At 32.6% G+C, this 17,699-nt stretch carries 15 protein-coding genes, 1 tRNA gene and 1 pseudogene; 14 read left to right on the top strand and 3 right to left on the bottom strand.

The genetic code is table 11. The features are described 5' to 3' along the window. From PKN74_RS06785 to PKN74_RS06770, 4 genes and pseudogenes are all read left to right on the top strand, one after another. A pseudogene (locus PKN74_RS06785) lies at positions 1-287 on the top strand (glycoside hydrolase family 2 protein); the annotation flags it as partial. A gap of 203 nt (positions 288-490) precedes the next feature. Beyond that, complete coding sequence (locus PKN74_RS06780) at positions 491-2,506, top strand: methyl-accepting chemotaxis protein (RefSeq protein WP_472309888.1); 2,016 nt, start codon at positions 491-493, stop codon at positions 2,504-2,506. A 99-nt stretch (positions 2,507-2,605) separates the two neighbouring features. Continuing rightward, on the top strand, positions 2,606-3,028 hold the full coding sequence (locus PKN74_RS06775; RefSeq protein ID WP_472309886.1) for a VOC family protein: 423 nt from the start codon (positions 2,606-2,608) through the stop codon (positions 3,026-3,028). 16 nt (positions 3,029-3,044) lie between these two features. Next, a complete protein-coding gene (locus PKN74_RS06770; protein ID WP_472309884.1) occupies positions 3,045-4,037 on the top strand; it encodes a LacI family DNA-binding transcriptional regulator in 993 nt (330 codons plus the stop codon). A gap of 51 nt (positions 4,038-4,088) precedes the next feature. On the opposite strand, the gene PKN74_RS06765 is transcribed toward PKN74_RS06770, so the two are convergent. Together PKN74_RS06765 and PKN74_RS06760 are read right to left on the bottom strand one after the other, a co-directional pair. Continuing rightward, a complete protein-coding gene (locus PKN74_RS06765) occupies positions 4,089-4,424 on the bottom strand; it encodes a stage V sporulation protein S (protein WP_472309882.1) in 336 nt (111 codons plus the stop codon). Then, positions 4,417-4,493, bottom strand: a tRNA-Arg gene (locus tag PKN74_RS06760). The genes PKN74_RS06765 and PKN74_RS06760 overlap by 8 nt, the downstream gene beginning before the upstream one ends. 96 nt (positions 4,494-4,589) lie before the next feature. On the opposite strand from PKN74_RS06760, the gene PKN74_RS06755 reads away from it, so the two are divergent. The 10 genes from PKN74_RS06755 to PKN74_RS06710 all read left to right on the top strand — a co-directional run bounded on the left by PKN74_RS06755 (position 4,590) and on the right by PKN74_RS06710 (position 16,366). Further along, complete coding sequence (locus PKN74_RS06755) at positions 4,590-5,156, top strand: 3'-5' exonuclease (RefSeq protein WP_472309880.1); 567 nt, start codon at positions 4,590-4,592, stop codon at positions 5,154-5,156. Between the two features lie 2 nt (positions 5,157-5,158). Further along, positions 5,159-6,448, top strand: coding sequence for a PhoH family protein (locus PKN74_RS06750; protein ID WP_472309878.1), 1,290 nt, complete (start codon positions 5,159-5,161; stop codon positions 6,446-6,448). Positions 6,449-6,501: 53 nt separating this feature from the next. After that, a complete protein-coding gene (locus PKN74_RS06745) occupies positions 6,502-6,756 on the top strand; it encodes a DUF4911 domain-containing protein (RefSeq protein WP_472309876.1) in 255 nt (84 codons plus the stop codon). Then, positions 6,728-7,849 carry a YqeG family HAD IIIA-type phosphatase gene (locus tag PKN74_RS06740; RefSeq protein WP_472309874.1) on the top strand — a complete coding sequence of 374 codons (1,122 nt, stop codon included), beginning with the start codon at positions 6,728-6,730 and terminating at the stop codon, positions 7,847-7,849. The genes PKN74_RS06745 and PKN74_RS06740 overlap by 29 nt, the downstream gene beginning before the upstream one ends. Positions 7,850-8,330: 481 nt before the next feature. Beyond that, the gene (locus PKN74_RS06735) at positions 8,331-9,326 is read left to right on the top strand and encodes a LacI family DNA-binding transcriptional regulator (RefSeq protein WP_472309872.1); all 996 of its coding nucleotides are present in this window, start codon (positions 8,331-8,333) and stop codon (positions 9,324-9,326) included. Between the two features lie 282 nt (positions 9,327-9,608). Continuing rightward, complete coding sequence (locus PKN74_RS06730) at positions 9,609-10,820, top strand: ABC transporter substrate-binding protein (RefSeq protein WP_472309870.1); 1,212 nt, start codon at positions 9,609-9,611, stop codon at positions 10,818-10,820. 100 nt (positions 10,821-10,920) lie between these two features. Continuing rightward, a complete protein-coding gene (locus tag PKN74_RS06725) occupies positions 10,921-12,084 on the top strand; it encodes a carbohydrate ABC transporter permease (RefSeq protein WP_472309868.1) in 1,164 nt (387 codons plus the stop codon). Between the two features lie 11 nt (positions 12,085-12,095). Beyond that, complete coding sequence (locus tag PKN74_RS06720; protein ID WP_472309866.1) at positions 12,096-12,989, top strand: carbohydrate ABC transporter permease; 894 nt, start codon at positions 12,096-12,098, stop codon at positions 12,987-12,989. A gap of 407 nt (positions 12,990-13,396) precedes the next feature. Continuing rightward, a complete protein-coding gene (gene pgmB / locus PKN74_RS06715) occupies positions 13,397-14,041 on the top strand; it encodes a beta-phosphoglucomutase (protein ID WP_472309864.1) in 645 nt (214 codons plus the stop codon). Positions 14,042-14,086: 45 nt separating this feature from the next. After that, entirely contained in the window at positions 14,087-16,366 is a 2,280-nt protein-coding gene (locus PKN74_RS06710) for a glycoside hydrolase family 65 protein (protein WP_472309862.1), read from the top strand. 48 nt (positions 16,367-16,414) lie between these two features. Here the strand turns inward: PKN74_RS06710 and PKN74_RS06705 are convergent, their stop codons facing one another. Then, complete coding sequence (locus PKN74_RS06705; RefSeq protein WP_472309860.1) at positions 16,415-17,629, bottom strand: 2,3-bisphosphoglycerate-independent phosphoglycerate mutase; 1,215 nt, start codon at positions 17,627-17,629, stop codon at positions 16,415-16,417. Positions 17,630-17,699: the final 70 nt, after the last annotated feature.

Raw genomic sequence — 17,699 nt, 5'->3', positions numbered from 1 at the left:
AATCTGTAGGCTATATTGCTGTTAAGAAAGATGATGACGTCATTGAAAATCATGACATCTTTGCAGATTTAAGAATCAACAAGTTAGATAATCCACATATAACTCATAAACTTGAAGATAAAAATTTAATATTGAAATGTCAAAAACCTGCAATTGGCGTGAATGTGAGAGTTGATGGAGAAAATTACGCTGGAGATAATTTCTTTTCACTATTTCCTGGAAAAACAAAGATGTTAAAGAATGTAGAAGGAGAAGTAGTTGTAAAAAGTGCTTTTGATTTTTTATAACATATAAATATAGAAGAAGATTTTGATTTTGTTTTGAAAGCAGGGTTAGGGCGCAGTCTTTCTCGGGACAAGCCCTCCTGCTACCGCTTTTTTAAAGATTATAGTTAGAAAAAACTAGTTTTTATCTTTTCATTTTTGTAGAGTTTGCACTTCTAGAAATACCTTAAGGAATGCACAAAATACAAAATTAGGGGGCCGGTTATATGAAGAATAGATCAGTTAGTAGAAGAATAATAAATATTATTGTGATAATATTTATATTATTTGGATTATCCATTGTTTTTAATATTATTTCCCTTAACAATTCCAATAACGGGCTTGAAACGTATAAAAAGTTATCTGATGATGTAAACAATTTTACACAAGTAGAAACAACATTTCTTGAAGCATCCCTTGACTTTAAAGATTATCTTGTAGTTTATGAAAAGAGCTTTGAAGAGTCTTTTAAAAAGAATTTATCTTTTATTGGCGAATATATAGATAAATTAAGTGAAAGCTCAGTAGAAACCACTGATATAATTATTGTTAAAGAATTAATTAGTAAATATGACAACGATTTCGATAGAATTGTTGAATTGTATAATAAGGCTAATAAACTCCTACACGATTTTAACCACAAGGCGGAAATGATTAAAGAAGAGCTATCAAGTTTTGATAGCCTATGTAAAAAATACAGTGTATTAGCATTTTCATTGCTTCCACAAAATCCTATTGAGACTGTAAATACCATAAACGAGGCTGTTAAAAATTATTTTTCAACCAAGTCATCTAGTGACAAAACTAGTGTATTGAATATCTTTTCAAACTTTAAAAATAATTTGGCGTTTGTGGAGTTTGGATTAACAAATGATGAACTCAGAGATGCCTTTTTCCAATTAATGGATAGTATAGAAAATTTGGAAAGCGAGTTTAAAGAGTTAGTTACAACAATCGAATCCCAGGAACCAATAATCCAAGAAATGGAACAATTAAGAGTTGAAATACTAAGTCTTTTAGAAGACCAAAGGGCTCAGCTAAAAGAACAACAAGACACACTTGGTCCCCAACTCATTGAAAAAAACAACAAATCTATTCTACTAACAATAATATTAACGGTATTAGCCTTTGTAGTTGCAATAATTATGGTCATATATCTAATACGAAGTATAACCAAACCATTACTTGAATTAAGAAACAAGATAAACCAATTCAAAGAAGGAGATTTAACAGTAGACTTTCAAGTGAAGAGTAAAGACGAAATAGGACAGATGGCATTAGCTCTATCAGAGATGAGTAAAGAACTAAGGAACTCAATGGGCTCGATAAGAGAAGCTTCAGACAAAGTACAAAAATCATCAGTTAATTTAACCAAGACCTCTCAAGAAAGTAGAGAAAACTCAGAAGAATTAAAACGACAAATGGATACGATACAGACCTATGCAGAAGAGACAGCAGGAAATGTAGAAGAAGTAACCTCAGGAGTAGATGAAGTAGCAAGAGCAGCACAAGGAGTATCTCGAGATGCCCAAAGGTTAAGTGAAGAAGCAGAAAAGACAAATAAGGCAGCGCAAGAAGGAAGTCAAACAATAATAAGCATAAGTGAGATAGTAAAAGAAGCGGTAGAAAGGACAAAAGAAAGCCAAAAAGAAGTGACCCAACTAGCGACGAATGCGAAAGATGTCCAAAGCATAGTAGAAACGATAAACTCAATAACTGAACAAACGAACTTGTTAGCGTTAAACGCGGCGATAGAAGCTGCGAGGGCAGGAGAAGCAGGAAGAGGCTTTGCGGTAGTAGTAGCAGATGAGATAAGGAAGTTAGCAGAAGAGTCGAGAAACGCGACAGAAGAAATAAGTCAGATACTAGCAAACATAACGCAAGGCACAAAGAAAGTGAACGACTCAACGAACAAAGTAGTAGAAACGATAGAAGAAGTGAATGAAAAGATGGTAAATGTCCTTCAAAGTTTTACCAACATAAGAGAAAGAATAGAGAAGATGAATCAAGGAATAGAAAACATGACAGCGAGTGCAGAAGAACAAAGTGCGAGTGCCCAAGAGATGAGTTCAGCGATAGAGAGAGTAGCAAGGGCGGTATCAGAGATAAGTGAACAACTAGAGAATTCAAGAAAGGTAATAGACAGACAACTAAGTCAATCAGTAGAGATAAACGAGAGTGCAAAAGAGTTAAGTGAATTATCATCTGAATTAGAAGCTTTGGTTAAAAGGTTTAAAATGTAGATATGTGAATAGAAAGTCTATATTTCAGTTTTAGAGATTTTCATATACAATTTGTTTACGACCTAAAGTTTAACAAGTTTAACAAAGGAAGTGATGTATTTGAAATTTCAATTTGACCATCTTGCAATCACTGTTTCAGATTTACAGCAATCAATTGAGTTTTATAGGGATATTTTAGGCTTTAAAGTACTGGGACAGCTAATTCAAGATAATGGAAATTTTATAATAGTTTATCTAGATATGGGAAACAATAAAATTCTTGAATTGTTTAATTTTTCAGAGAAAGGTGAACCAATAACAACATACAACGACAAAAATATAGGTATTAAACATTTTGCTTACAAAGTAGCTAATGTTGATGAAACTTACAGATATTTAAGTGACAAAGGTGTTGAGTTCTCCATGGAACCAACTGATGCGGAAGGCGGTGTCAGAATAGCCTTCTTCAAAGATCCAGACGGTATTCTTATTGAAATAATTCAAGGAGAACTCGATTTAAAACCTTATGAAAATCTATTTTAGGAATGGGTGATACATAATGGCAACAATTAGAGATGTTTCGCGGGTTTCTGGATATTCTATAGCAACTGTTTCAAGAGTTTTAAACGGAAGTGACAACGTATCGCCAGAAACCAGAAAGAAAGTGTTAAAAGCTGTAAAGGAGTTGAACTACAAAAGAAGCGATAGCATGAAAGGTAGTTCGTACAAGGTTGTTGGAGTGCTTGTACCAGATTTATTTGGCTATTACTATGGAACAATTGCTGAGGGTATTGAAGAGGTTTTAATAAAAAGCCATATAGAAATGTTTCTTTCTACCTTTAGAAATTCTATTGAAAAAGAGAAAGAGGCGTTAGATGAATTTTTCGGCAGAAAAGTAGATGGTATTATAGCATGTACAACATATGATGATGAAGAATACTTGGAAAAATTTGTTACCACCGGAATACCCGTTGTTGCATTAGACAGGGATCATTCCGATTTGAAAATAGACATTATAACAATAGAAAATTACAATTCGACCTTAAAGATAGCGCAATATTTATATGACATGGGTCACAGAAGAGTAGCTCATGTAGAAGGGCCTCAGAAGATCTATTCTGCACTAGAGAGAAAAAGGGCTTTTCAGGATTTTGCACAGAAAAATAAAGATTTTGAAGTGATTTTCATCCCTGCTGCATTTGACGCTCAATCGGGATACACATCAATAAAACAGTATCTTAAAAAGAACGGAAAGGACTTTACCGCAGTATTTTTTGTTAACGATTGGGTTGCTTTAGGTGGCCTGAAAGCTTTGAAGGAAGCGGGTTATTCGTGCCCAGATGATGTTTCCGTTGTTGGATTTGACGATTCTCCTTTTGCGCGATATTTACATCCCTCATTGACTACAATATGTCAGCCTATGTATGAAATGGGATTGAATGCTGCCAAACTTATGGTAGAAAAATTAGAGGGTAAAAAGGAAAGCAGGGTTAAAAGAAGAATAATCTTACCTACAGAAATTGTTGTTAGAGACTCTGTTAAGAAAATATAAGATGGCAATTATATGAATTTAGAATAAAAAAGAGGCTTTTCAGCCTCTTTTTTACTCCTTAGGTTTCACTAGAAATTTAATTGCAGTTCTTTCTTCTCCTTCAATTTCTACGTCTGCAAAAGCAGGTACACATACTAGATCGATACCACTTGGTGCAACATATCCTCTTGCTATAGCTATTGCCTTTACTGCTTGGTTAACCGCACCAGCACCAATCGCTTGCAATTCAGCGACTCCCTTCTCCCTGATAATAGCGGCAAGAGCCCCTGCAACTGCAACAGGTTTTGAGTTCGCAGCTACCTTAAGTACTTCTATCTCTGCCATGAACGATACCTCCTTGTGATGTTTTGATTTTAACTTTGACTTGTTTAGGACTGAATGGCGCATCTGGTGGGATTCGAACCCACAACCTTCGGATCCGAAGTCCGACGCTCTATCCAATTGAGCTACAGACGCTATACTCATTATTTATTATACCTTAAAATGACCGTATAAATCAAGAGAAAAATTAAAAGTTAATCATGGTATAATTTATGATACGGAGGGAAGCATATGCTTGAAATACAAAACAAAGTTTTTTTGGCTTTTGATTTGGAAACAACTGGGTTACATCCAGAGTTAGGCGATAGAATTATAGAAATTGCGGCTATACCTATCTTTAACAAAAAGATTAAATTCAAGTATTCTTTTCATACTTTGGTTAACCCAATGATTTATATACCTGGAGAGGTGTCAAGATTTCATAAATTAAACAACGAAGATGTGTCTGAAGCACCCACATTGCTGGAAGTTTTTCCCAGATTTAAAGAGTATGTTGATGATGCGATATTAGTATCTCACAACTCTAAGATGGATTTTAGATTTTTAGATATGGCTGCAAAAGAAAGTGGGATGTTCTCCATAGATAACTATTATATTGATACTTTAGAAGTATCAAAATATTTTTTAGAGAGCGGCCCATACAATCTTGAATATCTTTCAAAAAAATTTAATTTAGGTGTTAAAAATTTTCATAGGGCTTGGGATGATGCTTTAGCGACAGCACGGTTGTTTCAAAAGTATATTAAGCTTTTTTCTCTAAAAGCTCTAGAAAGCTTCATTCGAAAATGGGGTGATTAATCTTGGTTAAAAATTATATATTAGATACAAACGTATTAATTCACGATCCATATTGTATATTTAAATTTGAAGATAACAATTTAATTATACCTTTCCCTGTTATAGAAGAGATCGATAAGCTTAAAACAAGAAGTGATAAAGTTGCCAAATCAGCACGAGAAGTGGCAAGAATACTGGATGGTTTAAGAGAGAAGATGTCTCTCCAAAAAGGGGTCAAATTACCAAATGAAGGAACGTTGAAAATATTGGCAATAGAAAAGAACGATCCTAGATATAAAATGCCTAGTTATTTGGGAGAATCAAAGGACAATTTTATATTGTATTACGCACTTTACTTAAAAGAAGTTGAAAAAGATTTAAAGACAATTATTGTTAGTAAAGATTTAAACCTTAGAATTAAGGCTGATGCTCTTGGAATAGAAAGTCAAGATTATTTAAGTGATAAGATAGATATTAAGCTGTTACCTGATGGATACATAATAATAGATGAACCAACTAAGGCTTTAGAAACGAAAGATGTTTATACTCTTAGTGAGTTAGATCTCGATTGTGAACTTTATCCTAACACCTATTTAAAATATGGAGAAAAATTACTCAGGTACAACAAGAAGAAACAATTGTTTGAAAAGATTTTTGTAAATTTTAATACAGAAATCTTTGGCATAAAACCAAGAAGTGCCGAGCAGGTTTTTGCCTTAGATGCTTTGTTAGACCCTGACATTCCATTTGTAACCTTGGTTGGGATAGCTGGTACAGGTAAGACTCTATTAGCACTAGCTGCAGGCCTTTATAACATTCTAGAAAAAAAGTTATACAATAGATTGTTAATATCTAAACCAGTAATTCCTATGGGAAAGGATATCGGATACATTCCGGGTAATATTGAAGAAAAAATGAGGCCATGGTTACAATCAATTTATGACAATTTAGATTTTTTGTTCAAAGGAAAAGGTAAAAGACCGGAAGAGTATCTCACAAAAAAAGATTTGATGGAGATAGAAGTCCTGTCTTATATAAGAGGTAGAACAATACCTAACCAGTATATGATAGTAGACGAAGCTCAAAACTTAACCCCCGGTGAAGTTAAAACAATCTTAACAAGAGTAGGAGAGGGTACCAAGATCGTTTTAACAGGTGATCCCTATCAAATAGATAACCCTTATTTAGACAGTTCCTCAAACGGCCTTGTTTATGCGGCTTCAAAGTTTAAAGAAATAGAGCTTGCGGCAAACATAACGATGAAGAAGGGAGAAAGATCTGAATTAGCAACTATTTCAGCAGAAATATTATAATAAGTTGAAGCAGTAACAAAGAAAGCTTCAAAAGTAGGAGGGAAGACCAGCAGATGCCCTATGATAACAGTATTCCAGAATTTGATATCTTCATAGATATTGCAGAAGAAGATATTCATTTATTGATATACATGGTGGAAGCTGAGGCACATATAATGAATGTGAGAAAAAAGCAAAAAAATGGATATTTTAAGATAATTGTTCCTGCCGGCTTTTTGGAGGAAGCTCTTGTCTTACTTAACTCTTTGGAAAATTCAGACATAAAATTGGAGGTTGTAGGTGTTGAACCGCATGACGGGCTTATTTAAGTATATCCCCATCCCTAGAGAACATAGCCCAGATATATATTCTGTAGACTATGAGAATCTAAAAAAACTTGGTTTCACAACTATTCTTATGGATTATGATTTTACAATTACTGGGTGGCGAGATGATAATATAACTGATAAAACTTTAAAGCTTTTTGATAGTTTGATAGAACAAGGTTTTAAAGTAGCAATTGTGACAAATACAAAAAGAGAAAAAGTTAAAATTATAGAAGAATTAACTGATGGAAAAGTTAAAGTTTACACAAGCATGAAAAAACCCGACACTAAAAAATTAAAAGAAGTCTTGGAAGAATTGGACTCAAAAGAATCTGAAACTGTAATTATAGGAGATTTGTTTATCACAGATATAAGCGCTGGAAACAAATTAGGTTTGTATACAATATTAATAAATCCTTATACTTATGGACTAGAAAGTAAGTTCAAGAAGTTTGTCGCAGCCTTTTCAAAGTTTGCTTATAATGTGTTTTTTTATACTATCGGCTGGTTCTTTAGACTTATAGATTTAGCTGGACCTAATGAGTTTAAAGAAACAGTTTTTGATATTGATTATGAGCAGTTAAAAGAGAATGGATACAAGATGCTAATATTTGATTTTGATAATACCTTAAATGAATACCATAAGGATTTCTTAACCCCAGAAGCTACAGATTTGCTTATAAGGCTCAAAGAAATGGGGTTTTATATTTTAATAGCAACCAATGGAAGAAAAAAACGTTTTAAAGCGTTAGAAGCAGATTTAGATGAGTTAGGTGTTGACCTTCTTGCAGCGGCAAGGAAACCTTTAAAATTTAAAATAAAAAAGAAAATAAAGTATTTGGGATATAAACCTAGTGAGATAGTTATGATTGGAGATCAACTTTTTACAGATATTGCATGCGGAAATGTTTTTAAATTTTACACCATAAAAGTTGAGCCACTAACTGAAAATGAAGGAATTTGGACAAAGACGGTGCGGTTCTTTGAAAAGATTGCCTTAAAATGGATAAGAGAAAAACCGACTCTAGGTAAAGATGAAGAAGAAACAGAAGTAGATGAAGAATCTCCAAGTTATGTAGATAAATTAACAAAATAATCATTTATCTACATAAAAATTAAGAAAAACCAAGAAATATTAACATAAATGTATATATTTGCTTCTAATCGAAAATAAATGACAATAATCGGATTTCTTTTTTAAGAATTTAAATTATATAATATATGTAATCGATTACATATATTGAATTCAATTAAACCTTTTCTATTAACTAATACTTCGTTTGATATTTCATAATTCTCCCCACAATTTAAGTAAAAATGCCTTTCAAGAACAAATATGAAGATTCTACTAGATTTTTTGAAAATTTTCAGTTTTAATGTAATCGATTACATAAAGAGAGCTTTTAAGGGTAAGATTTTGAGGTTAAGTTTTTAGCATGCGATAGTCTTCTACCTTTCGTTAAAATAAAAAATATTTGTAAAAATATATAAAAACATTGATTAGATGAAGCTTTGACGCGTGAATTTTCTGTAGAAGAGAAAATTTAAAAATTCTTTATTAAAAGGGGTGCAATTTTATGAGTCTTAAAATTAAAGATATTGCAGAAAAAGCTAATGTTTCCGTTGCGACCGTTTCTAGGGTATTAAATGGATCAGATAAAGTTAGCCAGGAAACCAGAGAAAAGGTAATGGAAGTTATAGAAAAGTATAATTACCAACCTGATAAAATAGCTACCTCTTTAAGAAGAAAGAAAACAGGCATATATGGAATCATCTTTTCTGTGAAAGGAGGAAAGGTACTCGAAGATACCTATTCAACTAAATTTTTGAAAGGTGTTTTAAATTATCTTTCTAAAAAAGGACTCAAGTTAATCGTTGACATACATGAATCTTCTGACATTGTCGAATATTACGATAGTGTTATTCAAAGCAAAATAATAGATGGGTTTATTCTATTGGATTTAAGAAAAAATGATGAAAGAATAAAATTTCTAAACCAAAAAAAGTTTCCATTTGTGGTAATCGGTAGAAATGATGAAAATGATTTTGTTTATGTTGACAGTGACAACGTTTCGGGGGCTTATATGGCAATAAAGCATTTAGAAGAACTAAGATGTAAAAGAGTACTTTATATCAGTGGAAATGAAGGAATACCAGTTTCTGAGCAGAGATTAAGAGGAGTAGAGAGTGCTTCAAATGATTTAAATGTTTCTGTGGATGTAGTTTATGGAGATTTTGATGAAGAAAAGACTGTTGAAATTTTGAAGTCGATATTAAAAAAAGGTTTTGATTACGATGGAATATTTTGTGCTTCAGATACAATGGCTTATGCGGCTATAAAGTTTTTGAAGAGATTTGGTATTGAGGTTCCAATAATTGGTTATGACAATATCCCCCTTTCCGAAGTCGTGGGATTGACCACTGTAGATCAGAATATTATTAAGATAGGTTATAGCGCGGCTCAAGCTTTGGATAAAATGGTTAATGGCGAAGAAGTAGTTTCGTTAGTAGTTCCATCAAAATTGGTTAAAAGGCAAAGTACTTTAAATTTTAGCAAAAGGTATTTTAAGTAAAGGGCTTACGTTTAATTTTCCCGATCGTAGAGACGTTCTAAGTAAGCGTCTTGAAGGTTTGGAAATCTAGCTTGCAGTTTTTTAGTTGATGCAAAATTAGATTATCCTTGGTACATCGTTTTAATCAAGTTTTAAGATGCCTAAATTGGTTGTATATACAAATAAATCACTGTTTGAATGAATTTAAGTATAAAAATGAACATCTCTACGCCAAAAATTAATTTTAAGTTTCAAAAGTTCTAAAGTGTCTAAAACTACATTTTATAAAGGAGGTAGAGTTACATGAAAAAGTTAGTATTGTCTGTTTTAATGATTTTATTGGTAGTTTCATCTTTTTCAGTTGTGACTATAACCATCACGGGTTGGCCAGGCAATCCAGCAGAGGAAGCAGCAATTAGTGAAATTGTTCAAAAATTTAATGCTTCTCATCAAGATATACAAGTTAGATGGGATCCAATTGCTGGAGATTACAAACAAACATTGATGACCAGATTATCAGGAGGTCAAGGCCCAGACTTGTTTTATGTAGATATTTATGTTTTTGAAGAATTAGCAAGAGCCAACGTATTACAACAACTAGATCTTTATATTTCAAGAGATAAGTTTGATATTGATGATTTTTATCCAAATTTGGTCGAAGCTTTCACTTTTAACGATAGAGTTTATGGAATTGCAAAAGATTTTTCTACACTAGCTCTTTTTTATAACAAAGAGATATTCGACAAATATGAAGTTGCATATCCGACAAGTAATGACACCTGGTTCGACTTACTGTACAAAGCTACTTTGCTCAAAGAAAGAGGATATGAAACTCCTATGTCTCTAGCAGCAGACTTTAATAGATTGATACCTGTGATTCATAGTTTTGGTGGAAGATTGGTAAAAGAAGATTTATCGACAGCCTTGACAGAAAAAGAAGCAGTTGCAGCACTAAAATTTTATATAGACTTGGCTTCTAAGTATGAGGTTGCTTTATTACCAACTACTTTGGGAGCTGGTTGGTTAGGCGACGCCTACGCAAAAGAATTAACAGCTATGGTTATGGAAGGACCTTGGGCATTAGGTTATATAAGAGAGGAATTTCCAAATGTTGAGACCAAGACAGGAATAGTAGAATTACCCGGATTAGTGGAAAAGTCCTCAATGATATATACAGTTGCTTGGAGCATGAATAGACAATCGCCACATAAAAATGAAGCATGGGAAGTTTTGAAATTTTTGGTTACAGAAGGTCAAGAAATATTTGTACAAAAAGCAGGAGTTCTTGGTTCAAGACAAAGTATAGCTTCAAAAGACACGGACCCAATGAAAAAAGTATTCTATGATTCAGTGGCATTTGGTTATCCTTGGAGAGTTCCAACTCCTACAGGTATATTTGCAAAGGCAGACGATTATATAAATTCTTTATTGAATGACCTCTTTGCTGGTAGAATCACCATTGAAAAAGCTGTCGATACCATAGAAAAAAATTATGATGTTTGGGTAAAACCATAAAATAAAAAATTTTGCTTTCAATTTTTGAAACATATCGTATATGTAACGAAATAATGATGAGGGTCATACCCTCATCATTATTTAAAAAGAGGTGAAAAAAATGAAGCATAGAACAAAAGAAGCTATATTTGGTTATGTATTTGCTTCACCAGTAATAATCATTGTACTATTATTTACAATTTATCCTATAATTATGGTATTTTACTATAGTTTTACTAATTACAATCCTTTAGAAACACAGAAATTTAAATATCCCTTTAATCCTCAAGAGAGTATTGAATTTCATGTAGGAATGTTTCAAGACGAGGTCCGGTCTGTGGATGAAATAAAAGATAGCTTTGATCTTTTTTCATTTGTCCAATATGATGTTGGTTTAAATTTAAATGAAGAGCAAAAACAAGCAGTTGCAGAATATTTTGAGGTTGAAAAACTTTTAGAAGATTTTGTAGATGGTAAATTAAATAAGATCTTGACAACATCGGAGTTTATGACAACGTATATGGCTAAGAAAAAGAATCTTTTTAAAAAATATACACCTCAGTTAGTAGGTTTTGATAATTTTAAAAGGTTGTTTAAAGATGAATATGTAAGAATTTCTTTAGTAAATACCTTGCTTTATACAGCAATAGTAGTTCCTGTTCAAACTTTTTTGGCTGTTCTTCTAGCAGTTGCTGCTAATTTAAAGGTTAAAGGAGTTAAATTTTATAAAGTGGTTTTTTTTCTACCGGCTATAACATCCTCAGCGGCAATTTCTATGATCTTTTGGTTAATTTATTCAAGACCAGGAATTCTAAATAGAATTCTTGTTGCACTTTTTGGTGGTTTTGGGTTTCAGCCAGTAGATTGGCTTAATAATCCCAATACTGCATTATTTGCAATAATGTTAATGAATATTTGGTCGACAGCAGGATATTTTATGGTTACATTTTTAGCAGGATTACAAGATATACCTTCTACTTTGTATGAGGCTGCGGATATTGATGGTGCGTCAGGCACACAAAAATTTTGGAAAATTACTTTACCTTTGTTAAGACCACAAATATTATTTGTCATAGTAATGGGAACTATTGGTTGTATGCAGGTATTTGATCAGATTTATTTTTTGATAAACAATATGAGAAACATCACTATTTCTTTTTACATATATAAAAATGCATTTGAATATGGGAACATGGGATATGCTTCTTCTTTGGCAATTATACTTTTTGGCATTATTTTGCTTATAACGTTCTTGCAGAGAAAATATATTCCCGAGGAATATTGAGGTGAAAGTAAATGACTAAAAGCAAATGGAAAGCTGCCAGAATTGTTTCATATATTATTTTAATTGCATATACCTTAATTTCTCTTTTTCCTTTTCTATGGGCTGCTTTAGTTTCTTTTGTACCCCTTACTTATTTTGATGAAAATGGAATTAAGAAGGGAACCGATGTGATGAGTTGGCCACCTAAAATTAGATTATTTGAAATACCTCCTAAGGCATTTGGTGCCCCTTTAACTTTAAAAAACTATGTAAAAGTTTTTGAAGTTGTTCCATTATACTCAAGGTGGTTTTTAAATACGCTCATTTATGCTGGTTTGGTGACTATTGGCAACATATTAATAGGAACGCTAGGTGGTTACGCTTTTGCGAGGTTACGATTCCCGCTTAAAGAATTTTGGTTCACTCTTTTCTTAGGCACGATGATGATTCCAGGACAGGTTACTATGATACCTCAGTATACACTTATGGTAAATTGGGGTCTTGTTAATACTTATTCTGGTATGGTTTTCCCGAAATTGGCAAATATATTTGGCTTATTTTTAATGAGACAGTTTTTCATGAATTTTCCTAAAGAATTAGAAGAGGCTGCAAGGATCGATGGAGCAGGAGTTTTTGGGACATTTTTTAGGATAGTCTTGCCCAACGCTAGACCTGCAATCGGTGCTTTAGCAATTTATACTTTTTTAGGAGCTTGGAATGATTTTCAATGGCCGCTGATTATTACCTCCCGAAAAGAAATGTATACATTGACCTTAGGATTGAACTTTTTTAAGACCTCATATTATACTTTTTGGCCTTATATGATGGCTGCAACTATAATCATGACAATCCCGATGATCATTATTTTTCTTTCGTTTCAAAATCAATTTGTTGAAACAGGGAGAGCCGTAGCAGTCAAAGGTTAATAATATGTTTATAACTATATATAAAATATTTTGAAATGAAATCGTTCCTACTAATTTATTAGTATGTAATAAAATTTGTTATCAATTGTTAACCTGGAATAAACAAAGATTAATTTATTGTTCTGTAATTCGTATATCACTGGTGTTTTTTAATCGTAGAGACGTTCTAAGTAAGCGTCTTGAAGGTTTGGAAATCTAGCTTGCAGTTTTTTAGTTGATGCAAAATTAGATTATCCTTGGTACATCGTTTTAATCAAGTTTTAAGATGCCTAAATTGGTTGTATATACAAATAAATCACTGTTTGAATGAATTTAAGTATAAAAATGAACATCTCTACGCCAAAAATTAATTTTAAGTTTCAAAAGTTCTAAAGTGTCTAAAACTTTATGGCAAGGAGGGTTTATCTTTGATTAAAGCTTGTATATTTGATTTAGATGGAGTTATAGTTGATACTGCCAAATATCATTATCTAGCGTGGAAAAAATTGGCTGATGAGTTAGGCATAAATTTTACTCTAGAGGATAACGAGAGATTAAAAGGTGTAAGTAGAATGCAAAGTTTAGAAATAATTCTTGAGTTAGGAAATTTAAAGCTTGATGAAAAAGAAAAAGAAGTTTTAGCTGAAAAAAAGAACAAATGGTATGTCGAATATATTAGTAGAATGGGCAAAAGCGAGATTTTTCCGGGTGTCGAAGCCTTTATTGATATTTTGAGAGAGAACAATATAAAAACGGCAATAGCGTCTGCAAGCAAAAATACAAGAATTATTTTAGAAAGGTTAGATTTAGAGAAAAAGTTTGATGTTATAATCGATGGAACAATGATAAGTAAAGCCAAACCAGATCCTGAAATTTTTTTGAAGGCTGCCGAATATCTAAAAGTTCAACCTAATGAGTGTGTCGTATTTGAAGATGCAGTTGCAGGAGTAGAAGCTGCCAAAAGAGTAGGAATGAAGGTAATAGGTGTTGGAGATCCTGATATATTAAAAGATGCACATACTGTGATTCAAAGTTTCGAAGGATTGGATTTGAGCATTATATATAATTTATAATGTCTTTCGGATAAAAATCATGAGATAAATAGGAGGGAGAATAATTTGAATCTTTGGGAAATCAAACAAAACAATTATAATCGAAAAGAAAACAAAAAGAAAGAAACAATTTTCACTCTAGCAAACGGTTATAGAGGGTTAAGAGGATTTAATGAATTTTCAAATTATGGATGGAAAGGTAATTTTATTGCGGGGATTTATGATAAATCTGAGGCTCAGATTCAAGAAATAGTGAATAATCCTGATCCATTGGCAATTAAATTTTATATTAACGGAGAAAAGATTAATCTAGATGAAGGAAGAATTATAAAATATGAAAGAAATTTAAATATGAAAAAGGCTGTTTTGAATACAAACTTTGAATTAGAACTTGAATCTGGAAAGATCGTTGAGGTATTTTCTGAAAGGTTCGTTAGTAAAAATAATTTACACAGATGGGGGGCTAAATATCAGATCAAACCAAAAAATTTTTCAGGAAAGCTTGTCATAGAAAATATTATCGATGGGACAGTAACTAACTCAGCAAATGACCCTTACAATGAGGTGAGACATTATTATGTTGAAAAAATGAAAGATTTAAAACCAGGGATTTCATTAAGAACAGTAACAAAAGACAAAAAGATATCTGTGGTTGAATCCACAACAATTAGATGCTTTAGAGAAAGTGAGAATTTATTAACTAATAGAAAATTTGTTGTTTTAGGAGAACAAGTTAAAGAATTATATGAATTAAACATCAAGGAAAATCAAGTTTATACTATCTATAAGTATGGAGTTACCTTTACTTCAAGAGATAATATTTCTAACTTAGATGAATTTACTGAAAAAGAATTAAATAATTTTGCCTTTGTTGGATATGAAGACGAGTTAAAAAAACATATCGAGCAATGGGATAAGATTTGGGAAAATATAGATATTGAGATAAAAGGCGATGAAAAAGCTCAATTGGGTATTAGATTCAATGTATTCCATTTGGTTTCTTGTGCGAATAAAGATGATCCAAGAGTTAGTATACCAGCAAAAGGGTTACATGGAGAGGGGTATAAAGGTCACATTTTTTGGGACACAGAAATTTATATGTTACCATTTTTTATATATACACAACCAGAAACAGCGAAATCCCTTCTGCTATATAGATACAACACATCAGATGGTGCAAGAAAGAATGCCATGCTAAATGGCTACAAAGGTACTCAGTTTGCTTGGGAGTCCACAGATGATGGATTGGAAACTACACCTAAATGGGGAAAAGACTATTTAGGTGATCCAGTAAGAATATGGACTGGTGATGAGGAAATTCACATAACTGCTGACGTGGCATTTGCTTATTGGGATTATTTTAGGGCCACAAATGATGAACAATTTATGATAGATTATGGAGCGGAAATCTTTTTTGAAACTGCCAAATTCTGGGAGTCGCGCGTAGAATATAATTATCAAAAGGATAGATACGAGATTAAGGGGGTTATAGGGCCAGATGAATTTCATGAACATGTAAACAATAATGCGTACACAAATTACATGGCAAAATGGAATTTGTCTAAGGCATTTGAAATCTCCAAGTTGCTAAAAGAAAAAGACCCTATTAAGTACGAAAGATTGTGTGTTGATTTAGGTTTATCAGAGAAGGATTTCATTAGATGGAATAATATTTCCGACAAAATTTATATACCAAGATACAATGGAACAAAGTTGATAGAACAATTCGAAGGGTATTTTAATCTTAAGGATTATATAATCACAGAATGGGATAAAAATAGAATGCCAGTTTGGCCCAAAGGAGTAGAACTAGATAAATTGAATAAAACCCAACTTGTTAAGCAAGCAGACGTTGTAATGTTGTTACTATTGTTAGAAGACGAGTTTGATGATGAAACCAAAAAAATAAATTATGAATATTATGAAAAACGGACAATGCATAAATCATCTTTGAGCCCTTCTATGTACTCAATAATGGGTTTGAAGGTAGGCGATACTCATAACGCTTACGAGTATTTCATTAAAACTGTGATGACAGATTTAGAAGATAATCAAGGGAATTCAGAATATGGTTTACACGCAGCATCGACAGGAGGTTCTTGGCAATGTGTGGTTTTTGGATTTGGTGGTTTAAGTGTCGATGAAGAAGGTGTTTTAAACTTTAAACCTTGGCTACCTGAACAATGGGAAGAACTGTCTTTTAAGGTAACTTGGAGAGGAGCTAAGTTAAAAGTAGATATTTTAAGAGATAAAATTATTTTTTTATCTGATCAAAATTTAAAGATAAAAGTCTTTTCAGAGGATTGCGGGTTAGAACAGTATAAACCTTTTGAATACAAATTTTAGAAAGATATTATAAATCTAAATAAAAAGCGGGCTTATAGCCCGCTATTATTATGCTCCGTATTTTTCAAGTTTTCCAGCGTGGGCCATTGCTAATGGCAATAGATCTAATGCATATATAGTACCTAGTACTCCTCGAGCACATTCAAATTCATCAAATGTTTTTGATAGCCCTTTTCTGACATATTTTGAGTGTAGTAGTACTGGAACTGGATGCCAGCTGTGGGATTTCAAAGGTACTGGAGTTGAATGATCTCCTGTAATAATTAAAACATCAGGTTTTAAATCTAATATGTCTTGTAATACTCTGTCAGTATTTTCAATAACTTTCACTTTTTCATTAAAATTACCATCTTCCCCATATGAATCAGTCTTTTTTATGTGGACAAAGAAAAAATCATATTTATTCCAGTTAGCCTTTAAGGTTTCAATTTCATCTTCGATCGTTTCCCCGGTTTTTACAACTTCCATTCCTACTAATTTTGCCAACCCTCTGTACATTGGATATGTTGCAATTGCTCCAGCGTCTAGCTTGTATATTTCTTTAAAGGTAGGTAATTTTGGATGCCTTGAGAATCCTCTTAATAGTGCAAAATTCATTTTTGGTTGATCTTTAAGTACTTCGCATATCTCTTTTAATAGTTTGTTAGCTATATTTGCCATTTTTTCCGAATCGGGATTTAAAGACTTTGGCCATTCCATGGGTAGTCCTTCTTTTTGAGGATCAGCATCAGAAACCTCATCAAATAATCCTTCACCTGAAAATTTTACTACGAACCTGTGTTCTTTTCCTGGATAAAATGTGATTTTAACATCGTCGATCTGTTTAATTTTTTCTGATAATAATTCTACAACTTTTTTAGATTCTTCTGTAGAAGGTCTACCAGCTCTTCTATCAACGATAATACCATCTTTTATGGTAGCAAAATTTGCCCTAGCTACTACATCTTTGGGGCCAACTTCTACGTCCAAACCTAGTGCTTCTAAGATGCCACGACCTATTTTATATTTTATTGGATCATAACCAAAAAGTGAAAGATGACCAGGTCCGCTTCCAGGAGTTATCCCCTGAAAAACAACGATACTTTGGCCTAACTCACTATCTTTTGCCAAAGAATCCATAATCGGTTTATTAGCTGCTTGTAATGGAGTTTTGCCTTCTTCGTTTGGTAAATCTCCAAGGCCGTCCATAACTAAAAAAACTATTTTTGAATCGGTTTTAATTGTCAAATCTTTAACAATGTTTTGTCTATCATATAAAGTCAACGATTACACCTCCTAGTTTTAATATTTTATATCTATTTGGAAATTTTAAAACAGTGGTGAGTATAGGGCT

This window comes from Defluviitoga sp. (genome assembly GCF_035349255.1).
Lineage (GTDB): Bacteria > Thermotogota > Thermotogae > Petrotogales > Petrotogaceae > Defluviitoga.
The sequence above is the reverse complement of the archived record's forward strand: the minus strand, read 5'-3'. Positions and strand labels throughout refer to the sequence as shown.

Coding starts and splice junctions, on each gene's coding strand:
- PKN74_RS06780 (WP_472309888.1), top strand. CDS start 491: ATGAAGAATAGATCAGTTAGTAGAAGAATAATAAATATTATTGTGATA.
- PKN74_RS06770 (WP_472309884.1), top strand. CDS start 3,045: ATGGCAACAATTAGAGATGTTTCGCGGGTTTCTGGATATTCTATAGCA.
- PKN74_RS06765 (WP_472309882.1), bottom strand. CDS start 4,424: ATGCGCCATTCAGTCCTAAACAAGTCAAAGTTAAAATCAAAACATCAC.
- PKN74_RS06755 (WP_472309880.1), top strand. CDS start 4,590: ATGCTTGAAATACAAAACAAAGTTTTTTTGGCTTTTGATTTGGAAACA.
- PKN74_RS06745 (WP_472309876.1), top strand. CDS start 6,502: ATGCCCTATGATAACAGTATTCCAGAATTTGATATCTTCATAGATATT.
- PKN74_RS06735 (WP_472309872.1), top strand. CDS start 8,331: ATGAGTCTTAAAATTAAAGATATTGCAGAAAAAGCTAATGTTTCCGTT.
- PKN74_RS06730 (WP_472309870.1), top strand. CDS start 9,609: ATGAAAAAGTTAGTATTGTCTGTTTTAATGATTTTATTGGTAGTTTCA.
- PKN74_RS06725 (WP_472309868.1), top strand. CDS start 10,921: ATGAAGCATAGAACAAAAGAAGCTATATTTGGTTATGTATTTGCTTCA.
- PKN74_RS06720 (WP_472309866.1), top strand. CDS start 12,096: ATGACTAAAAGCAAATGGAAAGCTGCCAGAATTGTTTCATATATTATT.